The organism is Myxococcus sp. SDU36 (genome assembly GCF_030168875.1).
Taxonomy (GTDB): Bacteria; Myxococcota; Myxococcia; order Myxococcales; family Myxococcaceae; genus Myxococcus; species Myxococcus vastator.
This window is the reverse complement of the sequence record NZ_CP077414.1, coordinates 1,497,155-1,517,451: the sequence shown is the minus strand read 5'-3', so window position 1 is coordinate 1,517,451 and position 20,297 is coordinate 1,497,155. Positions and strand designations below refer to the sequence as shown.

Sequence of the window (20,297 nt, the reverse complement as noted above, 5' to 3'; positions counted from 1 at the left end):
CAGGAAAGACGGGAAGTTGAGGGACCGGCCAAGCACATGTTACGACCGGCGATGGCCAGTCCCTCCTCCCCCGTATTGGCCATTCGGAGCCGGGTTTCCATGAGCGAGCGCAACGACGTCCCGAGGACCACTGTTCCCGTGGCCCCCCTGCCTGTGTCTGGCGCGCCCGCGAGCCCCAACGCTCCGGCCCCGGAGACGCCGGCCCAGGCCCAGGCCACCGCGCCCGCGGCCGCCGCCAACACCCGCGCCGAGGATGAAGCGCGCGAGCGCATCGCCTCCCTGGAGCGCGAGGCCAAGGCCCTCAGCGTCTCGGAGCCCCACTCGGCGGCGCTGCTCTTCCACGAGGTGGGCCTGCTCTGGGAGGAGCCGCTCAAGAATCCACGCAACGCCGCGGTGGCGTTCCAGAACGCGTACAAGCTGGCGCCGCGCTACCTCGTCAACATCCGCGCGGCCCGCCGGCTCTTCGCGGACGTGGGCAACTGGCAGATGGTGCTCCAGTTGATGGACGCGGAGCTGGCGGCCACCGACGACGCGCGCCACCAGGCCGCGCTGCTCTTCGAGAAGGGCATCATCCTCCAGGAGCGCCTGTCGCGGGACGAGGAGTCCGCCGCGTGCCTGAAGCAGTGCCTGGAGCGCCGGCCCACGGACGTCGTCGTCCTCACCCAGCTCGAGTCCGTCTATGCCGTGCGCAATGACGCGCCCGCGCTGGTGGAGGTCTACCGGCTGATCGCCGCCACCGTGCAACAGCCGTCGCTGCGCGCGCACTACCTCACCGCCGCGGGCCTGCTGATGGAAGAGCGGCTCAAGCAGAAGGAAGGCGCCGCGGCCCTGTTCCGCGAGGCCTTCGCGCTGGACCGGTCGGACCTCCTGCTCCTGGCGGCCATGAAGCGGCTGGCCGAGCGCGAGGGCCGTGTGGATGAGCTGCTCGCCGCGCTGGGTGCGGAGGCTGCCGCGCTGGGCGCGCAGGCGGCGCCCGCGTACCTGCAGATCGCCAAGGTCTACGAGCGCAACAACCGCAAGGACGACGCGCTGGCCGCGCTGCTCGCCGCGCGGCAGGTGTCTCCCAACGAGCCGCTGGTGCTGAGCGAGCTGGCCGGCATCTATGAGACGCAGGGCCGCTTCGAGGAGCTGGCGGACGTGCTGCTGGCGCGCGTGGGTTCGCTCAACGACGAGAGCGAGCTGGTGGCCACCAACCTGCGGCTGGCCGCGCTGTACGAGGAGGACCTCAAGCGCGAGTCGGACGCGGCGGCGCGGTATCAGGCCATTGTCGCCCGCATCCCCGGCCACGCGGCGGCGCTGGCGGGCCTGGGCAAGCTGTACTACCGCATGCAGGACTGGGAGCGGCTGGTCGCCGTCTTCGACGCGGAGGTCGCCGCCGCCGAGGACGCGAAGCAGAAGGCCGCGCGCATGTACAAGGCGGCCGAAATCCTGGAGGAGCGGCTGGGACGGCAGGAGGACGCCATCTCCCGCTACAACACCTGCCTCCAGTTGCAGCCGGGCTACCTCCCCGCGCAGAAGGCCCTCACGCGCCTCTACGAGCGCCAGGGCCGCTTCGCGGAGCTGGTGGCCATGTACGAGCAGGACCTGCTCCAGACGAGCGACCGGGATCAGCTCATCACCACGCTGAACAAGATGGCGGTGGTGTACGAGGACCGGCTGGGCGATCTGGACCACGCCATCGAGTGCATGAAGCGCATCCTCGACCTGGCGTCGGACCACCTGCCCACCATCAGAAACCTCGCGCGGCTCCATGAGCGGGCCAGCCGCTTCCGCGAGCTGCTGGAGACGCATGACCTGGAGGCGTCGCTCGCGGGCGACACCAAGCAGGTGCTGTCGCTGCTGCACCGCAACGCGGAGATCCTGGACGAGCACCTCAAGGACCGCGCGGGCGCCATCGCCGCGTATGAGCGCGTGCTGGCGCTGTCCCCGTCCTACCTCCCCGCGCTCAAGGCGCTGGGCCGCTTGTACGCGCAGGATGGCCGGTGGGAGAAGCTGGTGGACATGTACCGGGCGGAGTCGGAGAGCTCCGCGTCCACCGAGCAGGCCGCCGCGCTCATCTACAAGATTGGCGAGCTGTACGAGCAGCGGCTGAACCAGGACAACGAGGCCATCGCGTCGTACAACGAGGCGCTGATGCTGGCGCCCAGCTACTTCCCGGCGCTGCGCGCGCTGGCCCGCATCTACCGCGCGCAGGCCGCGTGGGAGAGCCTGGTGGAGGTGCTGCGCGCGGAAGCCGCCAACCGCACCGACCCGCTGGAGCGCGCCAACGCCCTCTACCAGGCGGCGGCCATCTGGGAGGAGCAGCTGCTGCGGCCCGAGCTGGCCATCGACACGTACCAGGAGGTCCTGCGCCTGACGCCAGCCCACGCCGCCACGCTGCGCGCGCTGGAGCGGCTGTACCTGGCGCAGGACAACGTGAAGGAGCTGGTCGGCATCCTGGACCGCGAGACGCAGGTGGGCACCACGTCCGCGGCCAAGGTGACGGCGTACCTGAAGCTGGCGCGGCTGTACCTGGACCGCTTCCAGGAGCCCTCACGCGCGGCCCAGTGCTGCGAGGCCGTGCTGGCGCTGGACGCCGGCAACCTCACCGCCCTCACGCTGCTGGAGCGCATCCGCGCCTCGGACCGGCCGCGCCGCGCCGAGCTGCGCCAGCGCATCGCCGACCGGGTGACTGACCCGCGGCTGGCCACGGCCCTGCGGCTGTCCGCCGCGGTGGACCTGGACCGCAGCCCCGCCGAGGGCACGCTGGAGGCCTACAAGCGCGCGTTCGAGGCCGACCCGGGCGATGCGCGGCTGGCCTTCCTGCTGGAGCGCGGCCTGCGGCAGGCGGGTGACGCCGCGGGGCTGGCGCGCATGTACACCATGCGGCTGGCGTCCGCGCAGGACGCCGACGAGGCCCTGGAGATGCTGCTGCGCACCGCCGAGCTGGCGGACACGCGCTTCAACGACTTGGAGCGGGCGGCGGCGCTGTACCGGCAGGCGCTGGAGCTCCAACCGCAGTGCCTGCCCGCGCTTCAGGGGGCTCGCCGCGTGGCCTTGAAGCGGGGCGACTTCGCGGGCGCCCGCGCCGCACTGGAGGCCGAGGCCCGGGTGTCGCGCGATCCGCGTGGCGCCATCGAGGCGTTCATCGGCGCGGCGAAGCTGGCCACCAGCCGGTTGAATGACCCGGACGGCGCCACGGCGCTGTACCGGCAGGCGCTGGAGAAGGATCCGCTGCACGCGGGCGCGCAGACGGGCCTGGAGGAGCTGCTGGCGCAGCGCGGTGGCTCCGCGGACCTGGCGGCCCTGCAGGAGCGGCGCGCCGAGGCGAAGCTGGCGCAGCGGGACGGACTGGCGGCGGCCACGGCGTTCGTCAGCGCGGCGCGTCTGCACCACACCGCGCTGAATGACCGCGCGCGGGCGCTGGACCTGCTGGAGAAGGCGCTGTCGGCGCAGCCGGGGCATCCAGAGGCGCTGGAGCTGCGTGGCACGCTGCTGCTGGAGGCGCAGCAGTACCCGGAGGCCGCGGCCATGCTGAGCCAGCGCGTGCAGCTCGGCGGCGACCCTCGCGTCCTGGCGCAGTTCCACATGACGCTGGGGAACCTGTACGCGGCGCACCTCAACGACGCGAGCCGCGCCGCGGCGCACTACCAGACGGTGCTGGCCACCCTGCCCCGTCACCTGGAGGCGCTGGAGCGGCTGGCCGGGCTCCACACCCAGGCGCGCAACTGGGCGGGCGCGGTGGACTGCCTGCACAAGCTGCTCCAGCAGGAGCTGCCGCCGGAGCCGCGGGCCCGCTTCACGCTGGAGCTGGCGCGCACGTATGACGAAGGGCTGGGCGACGCGGGCGCGGCCACCCCGCTCTACCGCCGCGCGCTGGAGCTGTCCCCGGGCAACCCCGCCCTGGTGGACCGGCTGGTGGTCCTCTATGAGCGTGCTCGCAACCTGCCGGAGCTGGCGCAGCTTTTGGAGGCCCAGGCCGCGGGCCAGCTCGCCGTGGAGCCCAAGCGCGCCGCGACGCTGCGGATGCGGGCCGCTGACCTTTACGCGGGGCCGCTGTCCGAGCCCGCTCGCGCCACCGCGCTGTACCGGCAGGTGGTGGAGGGGGATGGCACCAACCTCCAGGCCCGGGCGGTGCTCGCGGAGCTGTACGCGCGGGACTCCTCATCGGTGCCGATGGCCATCGAGGAGCACCGGCAGATTCTCCGGCAGGACCCGACGCGCGTGGACAGCCTGCATGCGCTGTTCAAGCTCTGGGAGGGCCTGAAGCAGCTCGACAAGGCGTTCTGCGCGGCGGCGGCGCTGCACTTCCTGCGCTCCGCCAACGAGGTGGAGCTGGCCTTCTACATGGAGGCCCGCACGCGGCTGGCGCAGGAGGCGCGCGAGGGGCTGACGCAGTCGGACGTGGACTCGGTGCTGATGCACCCGGGGGCCCGGGGCCCGCTGCTCGAGGTGCTGCGCGCCATGGGCGAGCACCTGGAGAAGGTGTACCCGCCCAACTTCGACATCGTGGGCGTCAATCCGAAGACGGACCGGCTCAAGCCGGACTCCGCCGTGTACAAGGCCATCCGCGCCGTGGCGCAGGTGTTCGGCGTGGAGAGCTTCGAGGTCTACCAGGCGCGGCGCGGGCTGACGGTGCTGGAGACCACGGAGCCCATGTCGGTGTGCATTGGCCAGGACGTGGTGCGGCGCTTCAACGCGCGCGAGCAGAAGTTCCTCCTGGGCCGCGCGGCGCTGGGGTTGCTCAACAAGACGGCGGTGCTGGAGAAGCTGTCGCAGGGCGAGACGGCGGACCTCTTCGGCAGCGCCATCCGCTTGCACGCGCCGCAGTTCAGCGCGCTGGGCCGGCGCAACGACGAGTCGGTGAAGCAGCTCAAGCGGGCCTTCCCGCGCAAGGCGCTCAAGGCGCTGGAGCCTCCGGCGATGTCGCTGGGCGACGCGCAGAAGGTGGACCTGGCGCCCTGGCTGGAGGCCATTGACTACTCCGCGGACCGCGCGGGCCTGCTGCTGTGCGGCGACGTGGCGGTGGGCCTGGGCATGGTGCTGCGCGAGGACCCGAACTTCGCGGGCGCCCGGCTGGATACGCCCGAGCCCATGATTCAGGCCGTGCGCGAAGTCGAGCGCCTGAGCACGATTCTGGCGTGGGCCTTCACGGACGACTTCTTCCGGCTGCGCCAGCGGCTGGGCCTGGGGCTGTAGGCGCCTTCGGAGCGCGGCGGGAGCCCTACTCCCGCCGCACCACCGCGCCTTCTGGCAGCCCGGTGATGATGCGCGTCAGGGCGTCATCCACGGGCCCGCGCTGGGCGGACTCCACCGTCACCTTCACCCGGTAGTCCTTGGCCGGGTCGAACTCCGGGTAGGAGCCGATGGCCACGTGCGGCATGTCGAGCGCCACCCGGTCCAGCACGGCGGCGATGTCGCTTTCGCCCAGCCGGAGGTAGAGGCTGCTCACCGCCACGGGCGACCCGCGCAGCCGCGCGAGCACCGTCTCCAACTGCATCCGGAACAACTGCGGCACGCCGGGCAGCAGGAAGACGTCCTCCACGGTGAGCACGGGGAACCAGGTGCTGGACTGGTGCAGCAGCACGGCGCCCTCCGGGGCATCCGCGAGCCGCAGGGCCTCCGGCGTCACCTGCCGCTCCTCGGTGGCGCGGGACAGGATGAGGTCCAGCATCTCCTGCAGCCGCACCACCTTGCGTCCCATGGCCAGGGCCACCGCGCGCACGGTGACGTCGTCATGGGTGGGGCCGATGCCGCCGCTGGTGAAGACGTAGCGCGCCTTGCGCCGGGCCCGAGCCACGGCGTCCACGATGGCGTCCACGTCGTCGAGGACCGTCTCCACCGAGAGCAGCGGGATGCCCACCTCGCGCAGCCGTTGGATGAGGTGTGGCCCGTTCAGGTCCTGGACCTTCGCCGTCAGGACTTCATTGCCGATGATGACTGCCGCTGCGCCGGTCCGCTCCATAAGGGGCGGGATTCTAGTCGAATCACACGGACTTCGCCTCGGAACGTCGGGGCGGCCTCGCCGCGTGAGGCGTCACGCGGCGAGGCGCGGGCTCACGGCGTGGTGAACTGGGTCAGCCAGTCCAGGTTCGTTCGCAGCGACCAGGGCTGGGTGCCCAGGCGCCAGGTCGAGTCGAGCAGCAGCCCGATGCAGCTCCCCGTGCGCATGTAGCAGTGGTCGGCGGACAGGTCCCCGACCTGGCTGTCCCTGACGATGTACCAGCCACTGCCGTTGCCCTGGAGGCAGGAAGTCGCCAGCGGGCAGGAGTAACCCGTCAAATCCCTGTTCTGTGAGCGGACCCCGGACTCGGTCGGACCGAGGAAGGCGTCCCCCTCGCCATTGACCACGCGCAGGCGGTTGCTGGGCAGCGCGCGGTTGCCATTCGCGACGCAGGAGGACAGGTTGTAGATGGAATAGTCGACGCCAGCGCCCAGCCCGTACGCCGCCTGGACGCGCGAGTCATGGTTCTTGGCGAGAATGGCCATGATGGAGCCTTGGCTGAAGCCCGCCACGACGATGCCCTTGGAGCAGTCCGCCTTGGAGCGTGAGCAAAGGGTGCCGACCGCGCTGGTGGAGCGGCTGCTGTCGAAGATGCAGCGGGAGCGAGCGGACATCGTGCTGCAGGAGCCGAAGGTGGCGTTGTCATACTCGACGGTCGCGGCGACATAGCCGCGCGAGGCCATCTCCTCCACCGCGGCCAGCGCCGAGGAATGGTCGTAGTTCTCCGTGGTGCCCACCGTGTAGATGAACACGGGGTACTTGCCCGACGCCGCAGGCTCCTGCCCTCGCAGGTTGTACGTGGCACCGCACAGCGAGGTACCACCCCCCCGGTAGGTCGCCGAGAAGCTGCTCAACGACTGCGCACCCGCGGCGGACGTCCATGTCAGGGCCAGGAGCAATCCAAGACGGAAGGCCAGCTCAGTCTGCTTCATGACTTCTCCTCGTGGTTTTGAAAGGTGTCGACAGACACGGGCCCGCGCGGACTGCACTCACAGGCAGGCTCGCGCCGACCATCTAGCCTTGGAGAACAGCCCCTGTCTATCCTGCTTTTCATATTGTCATGTTCTTGCATATTCAATTCCGCATCGCGGAAATGACTGCCATTGCCCCAGCACGAGCGACCCCTGCGACAGACAATTCCCGCCGGCCTGACATCACGCGTCGGAGGCGCCCCGCGCGTTCCGCATCGCGAAACACAGCCATCGATTTCCCGGCGGATGTCTTTCCACTTCGAACGCACATGGATACTGTGCCCGCCACGAACCGGACGGGGAGGTTGCGATGCAACGACTCGTAGTCGGACTCCTGGCAGCGACACTCGGACTGATGGCTTGCACGAAGGAAGAGGCTTCGACGCCGAAGCCAGCGGGGGCGCCCACGCAGGCGGAGCCCGTGTCGGACCTCAAGACAGACAAGGGCGTCGACGTGGAGAGGCAGGTCGTCTCCATCGGCGCGCTCAACGACGAGAGCGGCCCGGGCGCGGCCATCGGCAAGCCCTTCGCCGCGGGCAAGCGGCTCCTGGTGAAGCAGGTGAACGCCGGTGACAGCGGCCTGCTGCCCGACGGATGGAAGCTCGAGCTGGTCGAGCGCGACCACGCCTACAACCCGCAGAACGCGGTGCAGGCGTACAGCGACATCCACGACGACGTGCTCTTCTTGGGCACCAGCTTCGGCACACCCAACACCCTGCCGCTGCGCGACAAGCTGACCGCGGACGGCGTGGTGGCCTTCCCCGCGTCGCAGTCGTCGGAGATGGCGCGCCACCCGTACACGCCGCCCATCGGCGCCTCGTACAAGCTGGAGGCGATGCGCGCCCTGGATTGGGCCGTGGAGCACGCGGGCGGCGCGGACAAGGTGAAGGCCGCCATCGTCGCGCAGGGTGACGACTACGGGAAGGACGGCCTGGAGGGCTGGACCGAGGCCGCGAAGTTCCACGGGGTCACCGTCGTCTCGCAGCAGAGCGTCGCCCCCGGCCAGAAGGACTTCGCCGCCATCGTCACGGCGCTCAAGGCGTCGGGCGCCAACTACGTGCTGCTCACGGTGCTGCCCAGCGCCTCCGGCCCCATCCTCGGGACGGCCGCGCAGCTCAAGTACATGCCCAACTGGGTGGGCCAGACGCCCGCGTGGGTGGACCGCTTCTTCGACCCCAAGGTCATCCCGCCCCCCGTCTTCACCCACTTCTACTGGGTCACCGGCCTCACCTACTGGGGCGACGACGTGCCGGGCATGAAGGACTTCCTCACCCTGCACGCGAAGCATCCGGACACGCCCAGGGACTTCTACACCCTCTCCTCATACATCCAGGGGCGCGTGCAGCTCGAGGCCCTCAAGGCCGCCATCGAGGCCAAGGACGTCACCCGCGCCGGCTACCTCAAGGCCCTCAAGGCCCTGAACACCACCGCGAGCGGCATGACGGCGGAGCCGGTGAACCTCACCCGCTTCCCGTATGAGACGGCCGTCCAGGTCCGCGTGCTCAAGCCCGTGCTCGACCAGGGCACGTGGAGCGTCGTCGCCGGCTACGCCCGGCCCAAGGCCCTGAACCCCACCACGTCCCGGGCCGCCGATGTCAGCAAGTAGTCCACCGCTGCTGCGCGTCCAGAACCTCCAGGTCGTCTACGCCTCGGTGGTGCGAGCGCTCCGGGGCATCACCCTGGAGGTGCCCGCCCAGGGCGTCATCGCGCTCCTGGGCCCCAATGGCGCCGGCAAGTCCACCGCGCTGCGCGCCATCAGTGGCCTCCTGGACCTGCACGACGGCGCCATCACCCAGGGGCGCATCGAGCTGAGCGGCCACAGCCTCCTGACCCTGACCGCGGACAGCCGCGTGCGCGCGGGCGTGGTGCAGGTGATGGAGGGCCGCCGCATCCTCGACGCGCTCTCCGTGGAGGAGAACCTGCTCGCTGGTGGCTTCGGGATGGGCCTCCAGGCGCGCAAGGAGCTGGTGGAGTCCGCCTTCACGCGCTTCCCGCTGCTGCGCGAGCGGCGCAGGCAGCCCGCGGGCTACCTGTCGGGAGGAGAGCAGCAGCTGCTCGCCATCTGCCGGGGACTGATGCGCCGCCCGCGCGTGCTGCTGCTGGACGAGCCCTTCCTGGGCCTCTCCCCCAGGGCGGTGGGCGAGGTGTCCGAGCTGATTCGACGCATCAGCGAAGAGGGCGTGACGGTGCTGCTGGTGGAGCAGAACGCGAAGGTGGCGCTGGGGCTCGCCAGCCACGGCTACGTCCTGGAGACGGGCAAGCTGGTGCTGGACGGCCCCGCCGAGCGGCTTCGCGAGGACCCGGACGTCCAGGAGTTCTACCTGGGCTTCGGTCGCGAGGGACAGCGCGGCTACCACGAATTGAAGCGCTACCGCCGCAAGCGGCGCTGGCTGTCGTGAGGAGAGGCATGGCCCTGCTCGAGCTCGACAACGTCGGACTTTCGTTCTCCGGAGTCCGTGCCCTGGATGGCGTCAGCTTCTCCATCGAGGCCGGCGCGCTGCACGCCGTCATTGGCCCCAACGGCGCTGGCAAGAGCAGCCTCTTCAACTGCGTCAGCGGCATCCACCGCCACATGGAGGGGCGGGTGTGGCTGGACGGCAAGGACCTCACGGGCGTGGGCCCCACGGGCATCGCCCGCCTGGGCGTGGCGCGGATGTTCCAGAACCTGGCGCTCTTCGAGCACCTGACGGTGCTGGAGAACCTCCTGCTCGGCCGCCACACCCGCTACCGCACGGGCCTCTTGAGCAACCTGTTCTGGACACGCGGCGCGCGCGCCGAGGAGGTCCGGCACCGGGAGAAGGCCGAGGAGGTCATCGACTTCCTCGACCTGGAGCACTTCCGGTGGATGCCGGTGGCGGTGCTGCCCTACGGCATCCGCAAGCGCGTGGAGCTGGGCCGGGCGCTGTGCATGGAGCCTCGCCTGCTCTTGCTCGACGAGCCCACCGCCGGCCTCAATCAGGAGGAGACGGAGGACATGGCCAACCACCTGCTCGACATCCGCCACGAACTGGGCGTGACGCAGGTCCTCATCGGCCATGAGCTGCGCTTCGTGATGGACCTGGCCACGCAAGTGACGGTGCTGGACCGGGGGCGCGTCATCGCGAACGGGCCCCCGGCCTCGCTGCGCGAGGACGCGCGCGTGCTGAGCGCCTACGTCGGCGGGACGGTGGCGGCATGAGCGCGGCGCTGCCCATGACGCTGGCGGGCCAGCTCTGGCTCCAGGCGGAGCAGCGCCCCCACGCGGTCGCCATCCGCGAGAAGCAGCGCGGCCTGTGGCGGGAGCTGTCCTTCCGAGACTACCTGGACCGCGTCGGCTGGGTGGCCCGCGCCCTGTGGGAGCTGGGCGTGCGCGCGGGAGACTCCGTCGCCATCCTCAGCGACAACCGGCCCGAGTGGCTGTTCATGGACCTGGGCGCGCAGGTGCTCGGCGCGCGCTCCGTGGGCATCTACCAGACGAACCCGGCCGCGGACGTCGCCTACATCCTCAACGACGCGCGCTGCGGCGTCGTCCTCTGCGAGGACCAGGAGCAGTACGACAAGGTCGCCGCCGTCGCGGCCCAGACGCCCTCCGTCCGCCACGTCATCGTCATCGAGACGCGCGGGCTGCGCGGCGTGGAGGACGCCCGGCTCCAGCCCTGGTCGGGCTTGCTGGAGCGGGGCCGCGTGTTGCTGGCGGTGACACCGGCGTGGCTGCGCGAGCAGCTCGCCCAGCGCACGCCCGACGAGGCGGCGATGGTCATCTATACGTCTGGCACGACGGGCGCTCCCAAGGGGGCGCTGGTCTCCAGCCGCAACATGCTCCAGGGCTCGGAGCTGTTCGTCGAGCGGCTCGGGCTGGGGCCAGGGGACAGCGTCGTCTCCTACCTGCCGCTGTGCCACGTGGCGGAGAAGCTGTTCAGCCTGCTGCTGCCGCTCGTCGTGGGGGGCCAGGTCCACTTCGGCGAGTCGCTGGAGACGGTGCAGCAGGACCTGGCCGAGGTGTCTCCCACCGTGTTCCTCGGCGTGCCGCGCATCTGGGAGAAGATGCACGCCACGGTGCAGGTGAAGATGAAGGACGCGTCGTGGCTCAAGCGCACCCTCTTCACCACCTTCACCCGGCTGGGCGGCCAGCTTCGCGAGCGGCGGCGCGACGGTCAGCGCCGCTGGTGGGACTCGCTGGTGTGGTTCGTGGGAGACCTGCTCGTCTTCCGGCCGCTCCAGGCGCGGCTGGGGCTGCGACGCTGTCGCCTCCCCCTCTCCGGCGCGGCGCCCGTCTCCCCGGAGCTGCTCGCGTGGTTCGACGGCATCGGCGTGCCCATCCGGGAGGGCTACGGCCAGACGGAGAGCGCGGGCACCAGCCACCTCAACCTCCCGGACGCCACGCGGCTGGGCACCGTGGGGCGCACCGCGCCAGGGGTGGAGTGTCGCGTCGCGGAGGACGGCGAGGTGCTCATCCGCGGCGCCAACGTCTTCCTCGGCTACCTCAACCGTCCGGACGCCACCGCCGAGGTGCGTGGCGAGGACGGGTGGCTGCACACCGGGGACCTGGGTGAAGTCGACGCGGACGGCTACCTGCGCATCACCGGCCGCAAGCGCGAAGTCCTCATCACCTCCGGCGGGAAGAACCTCTCCCCCGAGCGCATCCAGAGCGCGCTGAAGAACAGCCCGTACATCAAGGAGGCGGTGGCCATTGGTGACCGCCGGCCCTTCGTCAGCGCCCTGGTGCAGGTGGACCCGGAGACGGTGGCCGACTGGGCGCTGCGCCGCGGGCTTGCCTTCACCTCGTACACGGATCTCACGCAGCGGCCCGAGGTGCGCGAGCTCATCGACGCGGAGGTGGCCCGCGCCAACGAGGGCCTGGCCCGCGTGGAGCAGGTGCGCGCCTTCCGGCTGCTGCCGCGCGAGCTGACGCAGGACGCGGGCGAGGTGACGGCGTCGCTCAAGGTGCGGCGCAAGGCGGTGCTCGAGCTGCACGCGAGCCTGGTGGAAGCGATGTACGCGAGGACACGCGAATGACGCAGCTGCTCCAGCTCAGCATCTCCGGCCTGGCGCTCGGCGCGAGCTACGCGCTCGTCGCCCTGGGCTTCTCGGTGGTGTACCGGGCCTCCCGGCTCTTCAACTTCGCGCACGGCGAGCTGCTCAGCCTGGGCGCGTTCCTGATGACGGCGCTCGCGGAGGTGCTGCCTTGGTGGGTGGCGCTCGCCGCCACCGCCACGCTCACCGGGGGACTGGCCGCCCTGCTGGAGCGCGCGGTGCTGCGCCGCATGGTGGGCCGGCCCGTCTTCACCACCATCATCCTGACGCTGTTCCTGGGGCTGCTGCTGCGCGCGGGGATCGTCATCGCCTTCGGCGCGGACACGCGCGGCATGCCCACGCCGTGGGACGCCATGGCGGAGGTGCAGGTGGGCGACGCCACGGTGCTCGTGTCCTCGCTCATTTCCCTGGGCGTAACGGCCGCGGTGCTCGTGGGGCTGCACGGACTGGTGCAGCGCACGCCGCTGGGCGTGGCCATGCGCGCGTCGAGCGAGAACCAGGAGGTGGCGCTGTCGCTGGGCATCCCCGTGGGCCGCGTGCTCGGCTTCACCTGGTTCCTGGCGGGCGCGACGGCGGCGGTGGCCGGCATCTTCCTGGGGATGTTCCCCCGCTCGGTGGACTCCAACCTGGGCTACGTCGCGCTGCGCGCCTTCCCCGCCATCATCGTGGGCGGGTTGGAGTCCGTGGTGGGCGCGGTGGTGGCCGCGTTCATGCTGGGCCTGCTGGAGGTGCTGTCGCAGGCGTACGTCAACCCGCACCTGGGCGCCTTCGGCCACAACTTCCACGCCGTCTTCCCCTACGCCGCGATGATTCTCTTCCTGGTCCTGCGTCCGCGCGGGCTGTGGGGGGAGCACGAGGTGCGCCGCGTCTAGTGCGCGCGCTCGCGAGACGACCCATGCCCACCCGCCCCCTGGTGATTCGCTACGAGGACGACCTGAAGCTGCTGCCCGGCACCTGGCACAAGGCCGGCGCGGTGCTCGCGGTGGCGGTCGCCCTGGCCTACCCCTGGCTGGCCAGCGCGCGCTGGCTCACGGTGGGCAACCTGGGGCTGGTGGCCATCGTCGGCGCCGCGGCGCTGATGGTGCTGACGGGGTTCGCCGGGCAGGTGAGCCTGGGGCACGCGGCCTTCCTCGCGCTGGGCGCGTACACGGTGGCGGTGCTCGGCGCGAAGCTCGGCTGGCCGTTCTGGCTGGCGCTGCCCTGCGCGGGGGCGGTGTCCGCGCTCGTCGGCGTCGTCATTGGCGCGTTCGCGCTGCGGCTCAAGGGGCTCTACCTGGCCATCGTCACGCTGGGCCTCGTGTTCCTCACGCAGCACCTGCTGCTGGCCTACCCGGACGTGACGAACGGCCTGAGCGGGACGGCCGTGCCCATGTCCTGGTGGTTCCGCGACGAGGCCAGCGGGGGCGGCGCTCCGCTGGGTGGCACGTGGACGGTGGGCGGGGTGCGCCTCACGTTCGAGCGGAAGCTGTACTTCGTGTTCCTGCTCGTGTCGGGCGGCGCCGTCTGGCTGACGCGCAACGTGCAGCGCTCGGACAGCGGACGGGCGATGATGGCGGTGCGGGACCAGGACCTGGCGGCGGAGGTGCTCGGCGTCGACACGACGCGGGCCAAGCTCCAGGCCTTCGGCGTGTCGTCGTTCCTGGCGGGGGTGGCGGGGGCGATGTTCGCCTTCCAGCAGCAATACATCACCGTCGAGCCGCCCTTCGACCTGAACCTGTCCATCCAATACATCGCGATGATTGTCCTGGGGGGCGTAGGCTCCGTGTTCGGCGCGGTGAGTGGCGCGCTGGCGTTCACGTTCCTGAGCCCGCTGGCGGAGACGGTGGGCGGCGCGGTTCCGCTGCTCAATCAACTGACGTCCTCGCAGCAGGCGACCGTGTTGCTGTCGGTGGTGGTGGTGCTCGTGCTGGTGCGCGAGCCGCTGGGGCTGTTCGGGGTGTGGCTGCGGGTCCGGCGGTACTTCCAGGCGTGGCCGTTCCGCTACTGAGGTCCGCCATGACGAATGACGTTCAACCGAGGAATGGAGACTCACCATGAAGCGCGCGCTGCTTGCCGTCCTGTTCGTGTCGCTCCTGCCAGCGTCCGGTGCCGAGGCCCAGCAGCCGGACCTGCGTGACTACGAGGCGGGCTTTTACGTCCCACACCGGGGCGTCATCACCAACGTGTACCTGCGTCACGTCTCCGCCTCCGGCGATCGTGACTTCTCGCAAATCCAAGCGGCCTTCCGCGCCACGTACGTGCTGAAGTTCGGGGAGCTGGTCGTCGTCCCTTTCGACGTGAGCCTGCCCGTGGTGGACGTCACGGTGTTCCAGGCAGACCCCGCCGCGCCCACGGGGCCCAAGACGGCGCTGCGCGCCTCGGGTGTGGGTGACGTCACCTACATCCCGACGATTGGCTACGGCCTGGTCCAGAACGCGGAGGACCACACGCACACGTGGTTCGCGTTCACGCCCTACGTCACGCTTCCGACAGGCACCTATGACAACACCCGGTTCGTGAACATCAGCGGCAACCGCTGGGTGGTGCGTCCGCAGCTCGTCGCGGGCCAGCGCTTCCTGAAGGCGTTCACCGTGGAGGCCATGGTGAACATGGCGTTCCAGGGCGACAACGATGAGTTCCTCCTGCCCACTGCGAATGGGGCGGCCCAGGTGACGCTGAGCCAGGCGCCGAGCTTCGGCGGCATCTTCCACCTGGGCATGGACCTGTCCCCCACGTTCTTCACCGGCGTGGGCTACCTCATCGACGCGGCGGGCAGGCGCGCCGTGGAGACGCCCGCGGGCGAACTGGAGATTGCCTCGCGCCAGACGGTGCAGTCGCTGCGGCTGACGATGGGCATCCGCCTGGAGAAGGCCTCCACGCTGATGCTCCAGTTCCAGCCGGACATCGGCGCGTCGGAGGGCATGACGAAGAGCCAGTTCGTCGGCGCGCGCTTCACGCACGTGTTCTTCTGAGCGGCCTCGGCGGCGCTGTCGCGGTGTGGGGCCGCCAGAACAGGCGGCCCCTTCCGCGTCAGAAGAGCACGACGCCTCGGGCATTCACGCCGCGCTGCATGTCCGTGAAGGCCTGGTCAACCTGCTCCAGCGTGTACGTCGTCGTCACCAGCTCATCGAGCTTGAGCTTGCCCTGAGTGTAGAGCTCCAGGAGCCGGGGCATGTCCCTGTGGACGTCGGCCGTGCCGAACCAGGAGCCGAGCAGCCGCTTCTCGAACAGCGGCAGCACGAAGATGTTGAGGCTGAGCTGCTCCTTCACGCTGCCCACGCCGACGACGACACACGTGCCCGCCTTGCGCGTGCACAGGTACGCCTGTTCGATGGTCTCCTTGCGCCCCACGGCTTCGTAGGCGTAGTCCGCGCCGCGTCCGCGCGTCAGCTCGCGAATGGCGGCCACCGGGTCCACCTCGCGCGCGTCCACGACGTCCGTCGCGCCGAACACCCTGGCGAACTCCAGCTTCTTCGGATGGACGTCCACCGCGATGATGCGCTCCGCCCTGGCGAGCACCGCGCCCTGGATGATGTTCAAGCCCACACCTCCGGTGCCGAACACCGCCACCGTGGCCCCGGGAGGCATCTGCGCCGTGTTGAACACCGCGCCCACGCCCGTGGCCACCGCGCAGCCAATCAGCGCGGCCTTGTCCAGCGGCGCGTCCTCCGGCAACCGCACCGCGGCCCGCGCCGGCACCACCGCGTACTCCGCCAGCGCCCCCAGCGCGGAGAACACGTTCAGCTCCCGCGTGTCCTTGTAGAGCCGCGTGCCGCCGTCCGGCATCCGGTTGCTCGCGTTGATGCGCTCGCCCAGCTCACACAGGTTCGGGCGTTGGATGCGGCAGAAGTAGCACTCGCCACATTGCGCCACCCAGGAGAGGACGACCTTGTCACCCTTCTTCACGTGCGTGACGTCGTCACCCGCTTCCTCGACGACGCCCGCCCCCTCGTGCCCCAGCACACAGGGCAGCTTCATCTTCACGGTGCCATTCAGCACGGACAGGTCCGTGTGACACACGCCGCACGCCACCATTCGCACGAGCAACTCGCGCGCCCGCGGAGGCTCGAAGCGCACGTCATCCACGGTCAACACGTCCTTCTCGAAACACACGGCGGCCTTCATGAGGGGGCTCCTGGGTCATAGAGAAAACGAGGGGGGAAATGCTCAGAGCTGGATGGCCTTCAGCTCCTGGAACTCCTCCAGTCCGTAGCGGCCCAGCTCGCGGCCGTTGCCGGACTGCCGGTAGCCCCCGAACGGGGCCAGCGGATTGAAGCGTCCGCCATTGATGTCCACCTGGCCCGTGCGCAGGCGCCGCGCGACGCGCTTGGCGCGCTCCACATCCTCGGACCAGACGCCGCCCGCCAGGCCGTAGATGGTGCCGTTGGCGATGCGGACCGCGTCGTCCTCGTCCGCATAGGGCAGGATGGCCAGCACGGGGCCGAAGATCTCCTCCTGCGCGATGACCATCTCCGGCGTGACGTCCGCGAAGACGGTGGGCTTCACGTAGTAGCCCCTGGGAAGGCCCTCGGGCTGCTCCGGCCCGCCAGCGACGAGCCGCGCGCCTTCGCGAATCCCCTGCTCGATGTACTGCCGGACCCGCGCGCGCTGGGCATGGGAGATGACCGGCCCCAGCTTCGCCTCGTTCTTGAACGGATCCCCCAGGGTGAAGGCCGCCGCTGTCTCGGCCGCGAGCCGGGCCGCCTCCTCGTGCAGCGCGCAAGGCACCAGCAGCCGCGTATGCGCCGTGCAGGTCTGCCCCGAGTTGAGGAAGCAGTTGCCAACGCCGCGCTTCACCGCGTTCTTGAGGTTCACGTCATCGAGCAGGATGGAGGCGGACTTTCCACCCAGCTCCAGCGCCACGCGCTTGACGGTGGCGGCGGCCAGCTCCGACACCCGCCGCCCCGCGCGCGTCGAGCCCGTAAAGGACACCATGTCCACCTCCGGGTGGCTGACGAGCGCCTCGCCGACGAGGGGGCCCGTGCCCGAGACGAGGTTGAAGACGCCCGCAGGGACGCCCGCCGCATGGAGGATGTCCGCGAGGATGAAGGCGTTGAGCGGCGCCACCTCGCTGGGCTTGAGCACCACGGTACAGCCCGCCGCCAGCGCCGGCGCCACCTTGGCCACGATTTGATGGAGTGGGTAGTTCCAGGGGGTGATGCAGGCGACGACGCCCACGGGCTCGCGCACCACCAGGGAGTTGCCCACCTGCTCCTCGAAGGAATGCGCCTGGAGGAGCTTCACGTACGAGCCCGTCACCGCGATGGGTGTGCCCACCTGGATGGCCTTCGCCAACCCCAGCGGCATGCCCACCTCGCCGGTCATCGTCCGCGCGAGCTCATCCTGTCGCGCGGTCAGCCCCTCCTGGAGCCGCTTCAGCACGTCGACCCGCGCGGCGACGGGCAGACTGGACCAGGGCTCGAAGGCCGCGCGCGCCGCGCGCACCGCGCGCTCCACGTCCTCCACCGCGCCCTCGGGGACGCGCCCCATCACCTCCTCGGTGGAGGCGCTGTACACATCGATGTGCCCCGAACCACGAGGCGCCACCCACTCACCGCCGATGTACAGCCTGTCGAAGACCTGCATAGGGTTTTCTCCCGCGAGCTCAAACACGTTCGAGGACGGCGGCGATGCCCTGCCCCACGCCAATGCACATGCTCACCAGCGCATGGCGCCCGCCGGACACCTGGAGCTGACGCGCCGCCGTCAGCGCCAGCCGCGCGCCCGAGGCCCCGAGCGGATGCCCCACGGCGATGGCACCACCGTTCGGGTTCACCCGGCTGTCGTCCTCGCCCAGCTCCAGCAGCTTGAGGCAGCCCAGCACCTGCGGCGCGAAGGCCTCGTTGATTTCGATGACCTCCATGTCCCCGAGCGCCAGCCCCGCCCGCTCCAGCGCCTTGCGCGCGGCCGGGACGGGGCCCAGTCCCATCGTGCGCGGCGGGACTCCCGCGATGGCAGCCGACACGATGCGCGCCAGCGGCTTGCACCCCGCGCGCTCCCCCACCGCCAGACTGCCCACGAGCAGCGCCGCGGCCCCGTCGTTGATGCCGGAGGCGTTGCCCGCCGTGACGACCCCCTCCTCCGCGAGCGACTTGAGCGAGGCCAGCTTCTCGAGCGTCGTGTCCGGGCGCGGCTGCTCGTCCACCGCCACGGTGATGACGGCGCCGCGGCGCCCCGGCAGCGCCACCGGCACCAGCTCGCCGTTGAAGAAGCCCCTGGCCCTGGCCGCCTCATACTTCCGCTGCGAGGCCAGGGCGAACCGGTCGCTTTCCTCACGGCCGATGCCCAGCTCGCGAGCGACGTTGTCCGCCGTCTCCGGCATCGTGTCCCCGCCATGGCGGCCGACGAGCAGAGGGTTGGGGAAGCGCGCCCCCAGCGTCGTATCGAAGAGCTTCGCGTCCCGGCTGTAGGCGGACTCCGCCTTCGCCAGGGCGAAGGGGGCGCGGCTCATGCTCTCCACGCCTCCCGCGACGAACAGCTCGCCCTGCCCCGCCAGCACGGCGCGAGCGGAGTCGAGCACCGCCGCCAGCCCGCTGCCGCACAGGCGGTTGACCGTCAGGCCTCCGGTCTCCACGGGCAGCCCCGCGAGCAGCGCCGCGTGGCGGGCCACGTTGCGACAGTCCTCGCCCGCCTGGTTCGTGCAGCCGATGACGACATCCTCCACGTCACCTGGCTCGAAGGGGCCCCGCGACAGGAGCGCGCGGAGGACACCGGCCAGCAGGTCATCGGGACGAACGGGGGACAGCGCTCCGGCGTGGCGACCGAACGGCGTGCGCAGCCCGTCGTAGATATAAGCGCTCATCAGGGGCAGCTCTCGGGGGTGAGGAGGGAGACGCCGAGCCGTGCCCGGCGCGACAACCAGGGGCTCGCGCGGTAGCGCGGATCCCCCGACGCGGCATGAATCGCTTCCAGTGCCTTCAACAACCGGCGAGGCCCGAGCGCGTCACCCCACGCCAGCGGCCCGCGCGGGTAGCCCAGCCCCAACGTCACCGCCGCGTCGATGTCCTCCGGACTGGCGATGCGCTGCTGGGCGATGTCACAGGCGACGTTGACCACCGTGGCGAGCACGCGCTGCGCGACGAAGCCCGTGCTGTCGTGGATGCGGGACACCGCCGTCCCATCCGCGGACAACAAGGCGACGGCCGAGTCGAGGAACGCGGGCCGCGTCACTGGCGTGCTCATCGCCGTGCGGCGGCGCTCCGGTCCGAAGAGCAGGTCCACCGCCACCGTCCGCGCCGGGTCCACCTCCAGCGCGAGCGCGGCGGTGGTCGCATCCCGGCCCAGCGGCGCGATGAGACACAGGGACTCCGGCGCGGGGCGCTCGCCGTCGTCCGGGAACCACCCCGCCGCGCGGACCAGGGACAGCAGCGCGTCACGCCACGCCGGCTCGTCCGCCGCCACCCAGACCGGACGGCGCTCGCCCGTGGGAAGCGCGCGCGCGGGGACCGGCTGCTGCCTGCCACCCTCGTGAGCGTAGAACCCGCGCCCGCTCTTGCGCCCGAGCAGTCCCGCCGCGAGCCGCTGGCGCAGCACGTACGACGGACGGAAGCGCGGCTCCTGGTAGAACTGCTCGTACACGGACTCCATCACCGGGTGCGAGACATCCAGCCCCGTCAGGTCCAGCAACTCGAAGGGCCCCATCCGGAAGCCGGCGGCGTCGCGCAGGATGCGGTCGATTTCGTCGAACGACGCCACGCCCTCCTGGAGGATGCGCAGCGCCTCCGTGCCGAAGCCGCGCCCGGCATGGTTGACGATGAAGCCCGGCGTGTCCGCCGCGCGCACCGGGCGGTGCCCCAGGCGCTTCGCGAGGGACACCAGCGCTTCGCCCACCCAGGGCTCCGTGCGCGCGCCCTCGATGACCTCCACGACCTTCATCAAGGGCACGGGGTTGAAGAAGTGGAAGCCCCCCACTCGCCCCGGGCGCTCGCAGGACGCGGCGATGGCGGTGACGGACAGCGACGAGGTGTTGGTGGCCAGCAAACACTCCGGCCCGACAATTCCCTCCAGCCGGGTGAACAGCTCGCGCTTCACTCGCAGGTCCTCGACGATGGCCTCCACCACCACCTGGCAGCCCGCGAGCGACGCCTCGTCGACGACGACCTCGAGCCGGGCCATCGCGGAGCGCGCGTCCTCGGCGGACATGCGTCCCTTGGACGCCAGCGCGTCGAGCGTCGCCCCCACGGCCGCGCGCGCCTCCGCCGCCGCCCGCGGACGGCTGTCAAGCAGCCACACGGTGATGCCCGCCTGGGCGGCGAGCTGGGCAATGCCGCGCCCCATGACACCCGTGCCGACGACCCCCAGGATGAGCCCCGCGCCGTTGACGTCGAGCATGTCAGTCCCCATCGGGCTTC

General features: G+C 70.8%; 14 protein-coding genes. 8 read left to right on the top strand and 6 right to left on the bottom strand.

Annotation, left to right across the window (positions count from 1 at the left end):
* The first annotated feature begins 99 nt into the window (after window positions 1-99).
* Window positions 100-5,178 carry a tetratricopeptide repeat protein gene (locus KGD87_RS06345; RefSeq protein WP_284666591.1) on the top strand — a complete coding sequence of 1,693 codons (5,079 nt, stop codon included), beginning with the start codon at window positions 100-102 and terminating at the stop codon, window positions 5,176-5,178.
* Window positions 5,179-5,203: 25 nt separating this feature from the next.
* Here the strand turns inward: KGD87_RS06345 and KGD87_RS06340 are convergent, their stop codons facing one another.
* Entirely contained in the window at window positions 5,204-5,944 is a 741-nt protein-coding gene (locus tag KGD87_RS06340) for a competence/damage-inducible protein A (RefSeq protein ID WP_284666590.1), read from the bottom strand.
* Window positions 5,945-6,036: 92 nt separating this feature from the next.
* The gene (locus KGD87_RS06335; protein ID WP_284666589.1) at window positions 6,037-6,915 is read right to left on the bottom strand and encodes an alpha/beta hydrolase family protein; all 879 of its coding nucleotides are present in this window, start codon (window positions 6,913-6,915) and stop codon (window positions 6,037-6,039) included.
* 394 nt (window positions 6,916-7,309) lie between these two features.
* Here KGD87_RS06335 and KGD87_RS06330 point away from each other — a divergent pair, with 394 nt between their 5' ends.
* The 7 genes from KGD87_RS06330 to KGD87_RS06300 are packed head-to-tail and all read left to right on the top strand — an operon-like array spanning window position 7,310 to window position 14,918.
* On the top strand, window positions 7,310-8,560 hold the full coding sequence (locus KGD87_RS06330) for an ABC transporter substrate-binding protein (RefSeq protein ID WP_284666588.1): 1,251 nt from the start codon (window positions 7,310-7,312) through the stop codon (window positions 8,558-8,560).
* Complete coding sequence (locus KGD87_RS06325; RefSeq protein ID WP_284666587.1) at window positions 8,547-9,353, top strand: ABC transporter ATP-binding protein; 807 nt, start codon at window positions 8,547-8,549, stop codon at window positions 9,351-9,353. The genes KGD87_RS06330 and KGD87_RS06325 overlap by 14 nt, the downstream gene beginning before the upstream one ends.
* A gap of 8 nt (window positions 9,354-9,361) precedes the next feature.
* Window positions 9,362-10,132, top strand: a complete 771-nt coding sequence (locus KGD87_RS06320) for an ABC transporter ATP-binding protein (RefSeq protein ID WP_284666586.1) — start codon at window positions 9,362-9,364, stop codon at window positions 10,130-10,132.
* Window positions 10,129-11,949, top strand: a complete 1,821-nt coding sequence (locus KGD87_RS06315) for an AMP-dependent synthetase/ligase (RefSeq protein WP_284666585.1) — start codon at window positions 10,129-10,131, stop codon at window positions 11,947-11,949. The genes KGD87_RS06320 and KGD87_RS06315 overlap by 4 nt, the downstream gene beginning before the upstream one ends.
* Complete coding sequence (locus KGD87_RS06310) at window positions 11,946-12,839, top strand: branched-chain amino acid ABC transporter permease (RefSeq protein WP_284666584.1); 894 nt, start codon at window positions 11,946-11,948, stop codon at window positions 12,837-12,839. The genes KGD87_RS06315 and KGD87_RS06310 overlap by 4 nt, the downstream gene beginning before the upstream one ends.
* Window positions 12,840-12,862: 23 nt before the next feature.
* On the top strand, window positions 12,863-13,954 hold the full coding sequence (locus KGD87_RS06305; RefSeq protein WP_284666583.1) for a branched-chain amino acid ABC transporter permease: 1,092 nt from the start codon (window positions 12,863-12,865) through the stop codon (window positions 13,952-13,954).
* 46 nt (window positions 13,955-14,000) lie between these two features.
* Complete coding sequence (locus KGD87_RS06300; protein WP_284666582.1) at window positions 14,001-14,918, top strand: transporter; 918 nt, start codon at window positions 14,001-14,003, stop codon at window positions 14,916-14,918.
* Between the two features lie 58 nt (window positions 14,919-14,976).
* Here the strand turns inward: KGD87_RS06300 and KGD87_RS06295 are convergent, their stop codons facing one another.
* The 4 genes from KGD87_RS06295 to KGD87_RS06280 are packed head-to-tail and all read right to left on the bottom strand — an operon-like array spanning window position 14,977 to window position 20,277.
* On the bottom strand, window positions 14,977-16,071 hold the full coding sequence (locus KGD87_RS06295) for a Zn-dependent alcohol dehydrogenase (protein WP_284666581.1): 1,095 nt from the start codon (window positions 16,069-16,071) through the stop codon (window positions 14,977-14,979).
* 42 nt (window positions 16,072-16,113) lie between these two features.
* Entirely contained in the window at window positions 16,114-17,532 is a 1,419-nt protein-coding gene (locus KGD87_RS06290) for an aldehyde dehydrogenase family protein (RefSeq protein WP_284666580.1), read from the bottom strand.
* A gap of 19 nt (window positions 17,533-17,551) precedes the next feature.
* Window positions 17,552-18,748 carry a 3-oxoadipyl-CoA thiolase gene (locus KGD87_RS06285; RefSeq protein WP_502888006.1) on the bottom strand — a complete coding sequence of 399 codons (1,197 nt, stop codon included), beginning with the start codon at window positions 18,746-18,748 and terminating at the stop codon, window positions 17,552-17,554.
* The gene (locus KGD87_RS06280; protein WP_284666579.1) at window positions 18,748-20,277 is read right to left on the bottom strand and encodes a 3-hydroxyacyl-CoA dehydrogenase; all 1,530 of its coding nucleotides are present in this window, start codon (window positions 20,275-20,277) and stop codon (window positions 18,748-18,750) included. The genes KGD87_RS06285 and KGD87_RS06280 overlap by 1 nt, the downstream gene beginning before the upstream one ends.
* Window positions 20,278-20,297: the final 20 nt, after the last annotated feature.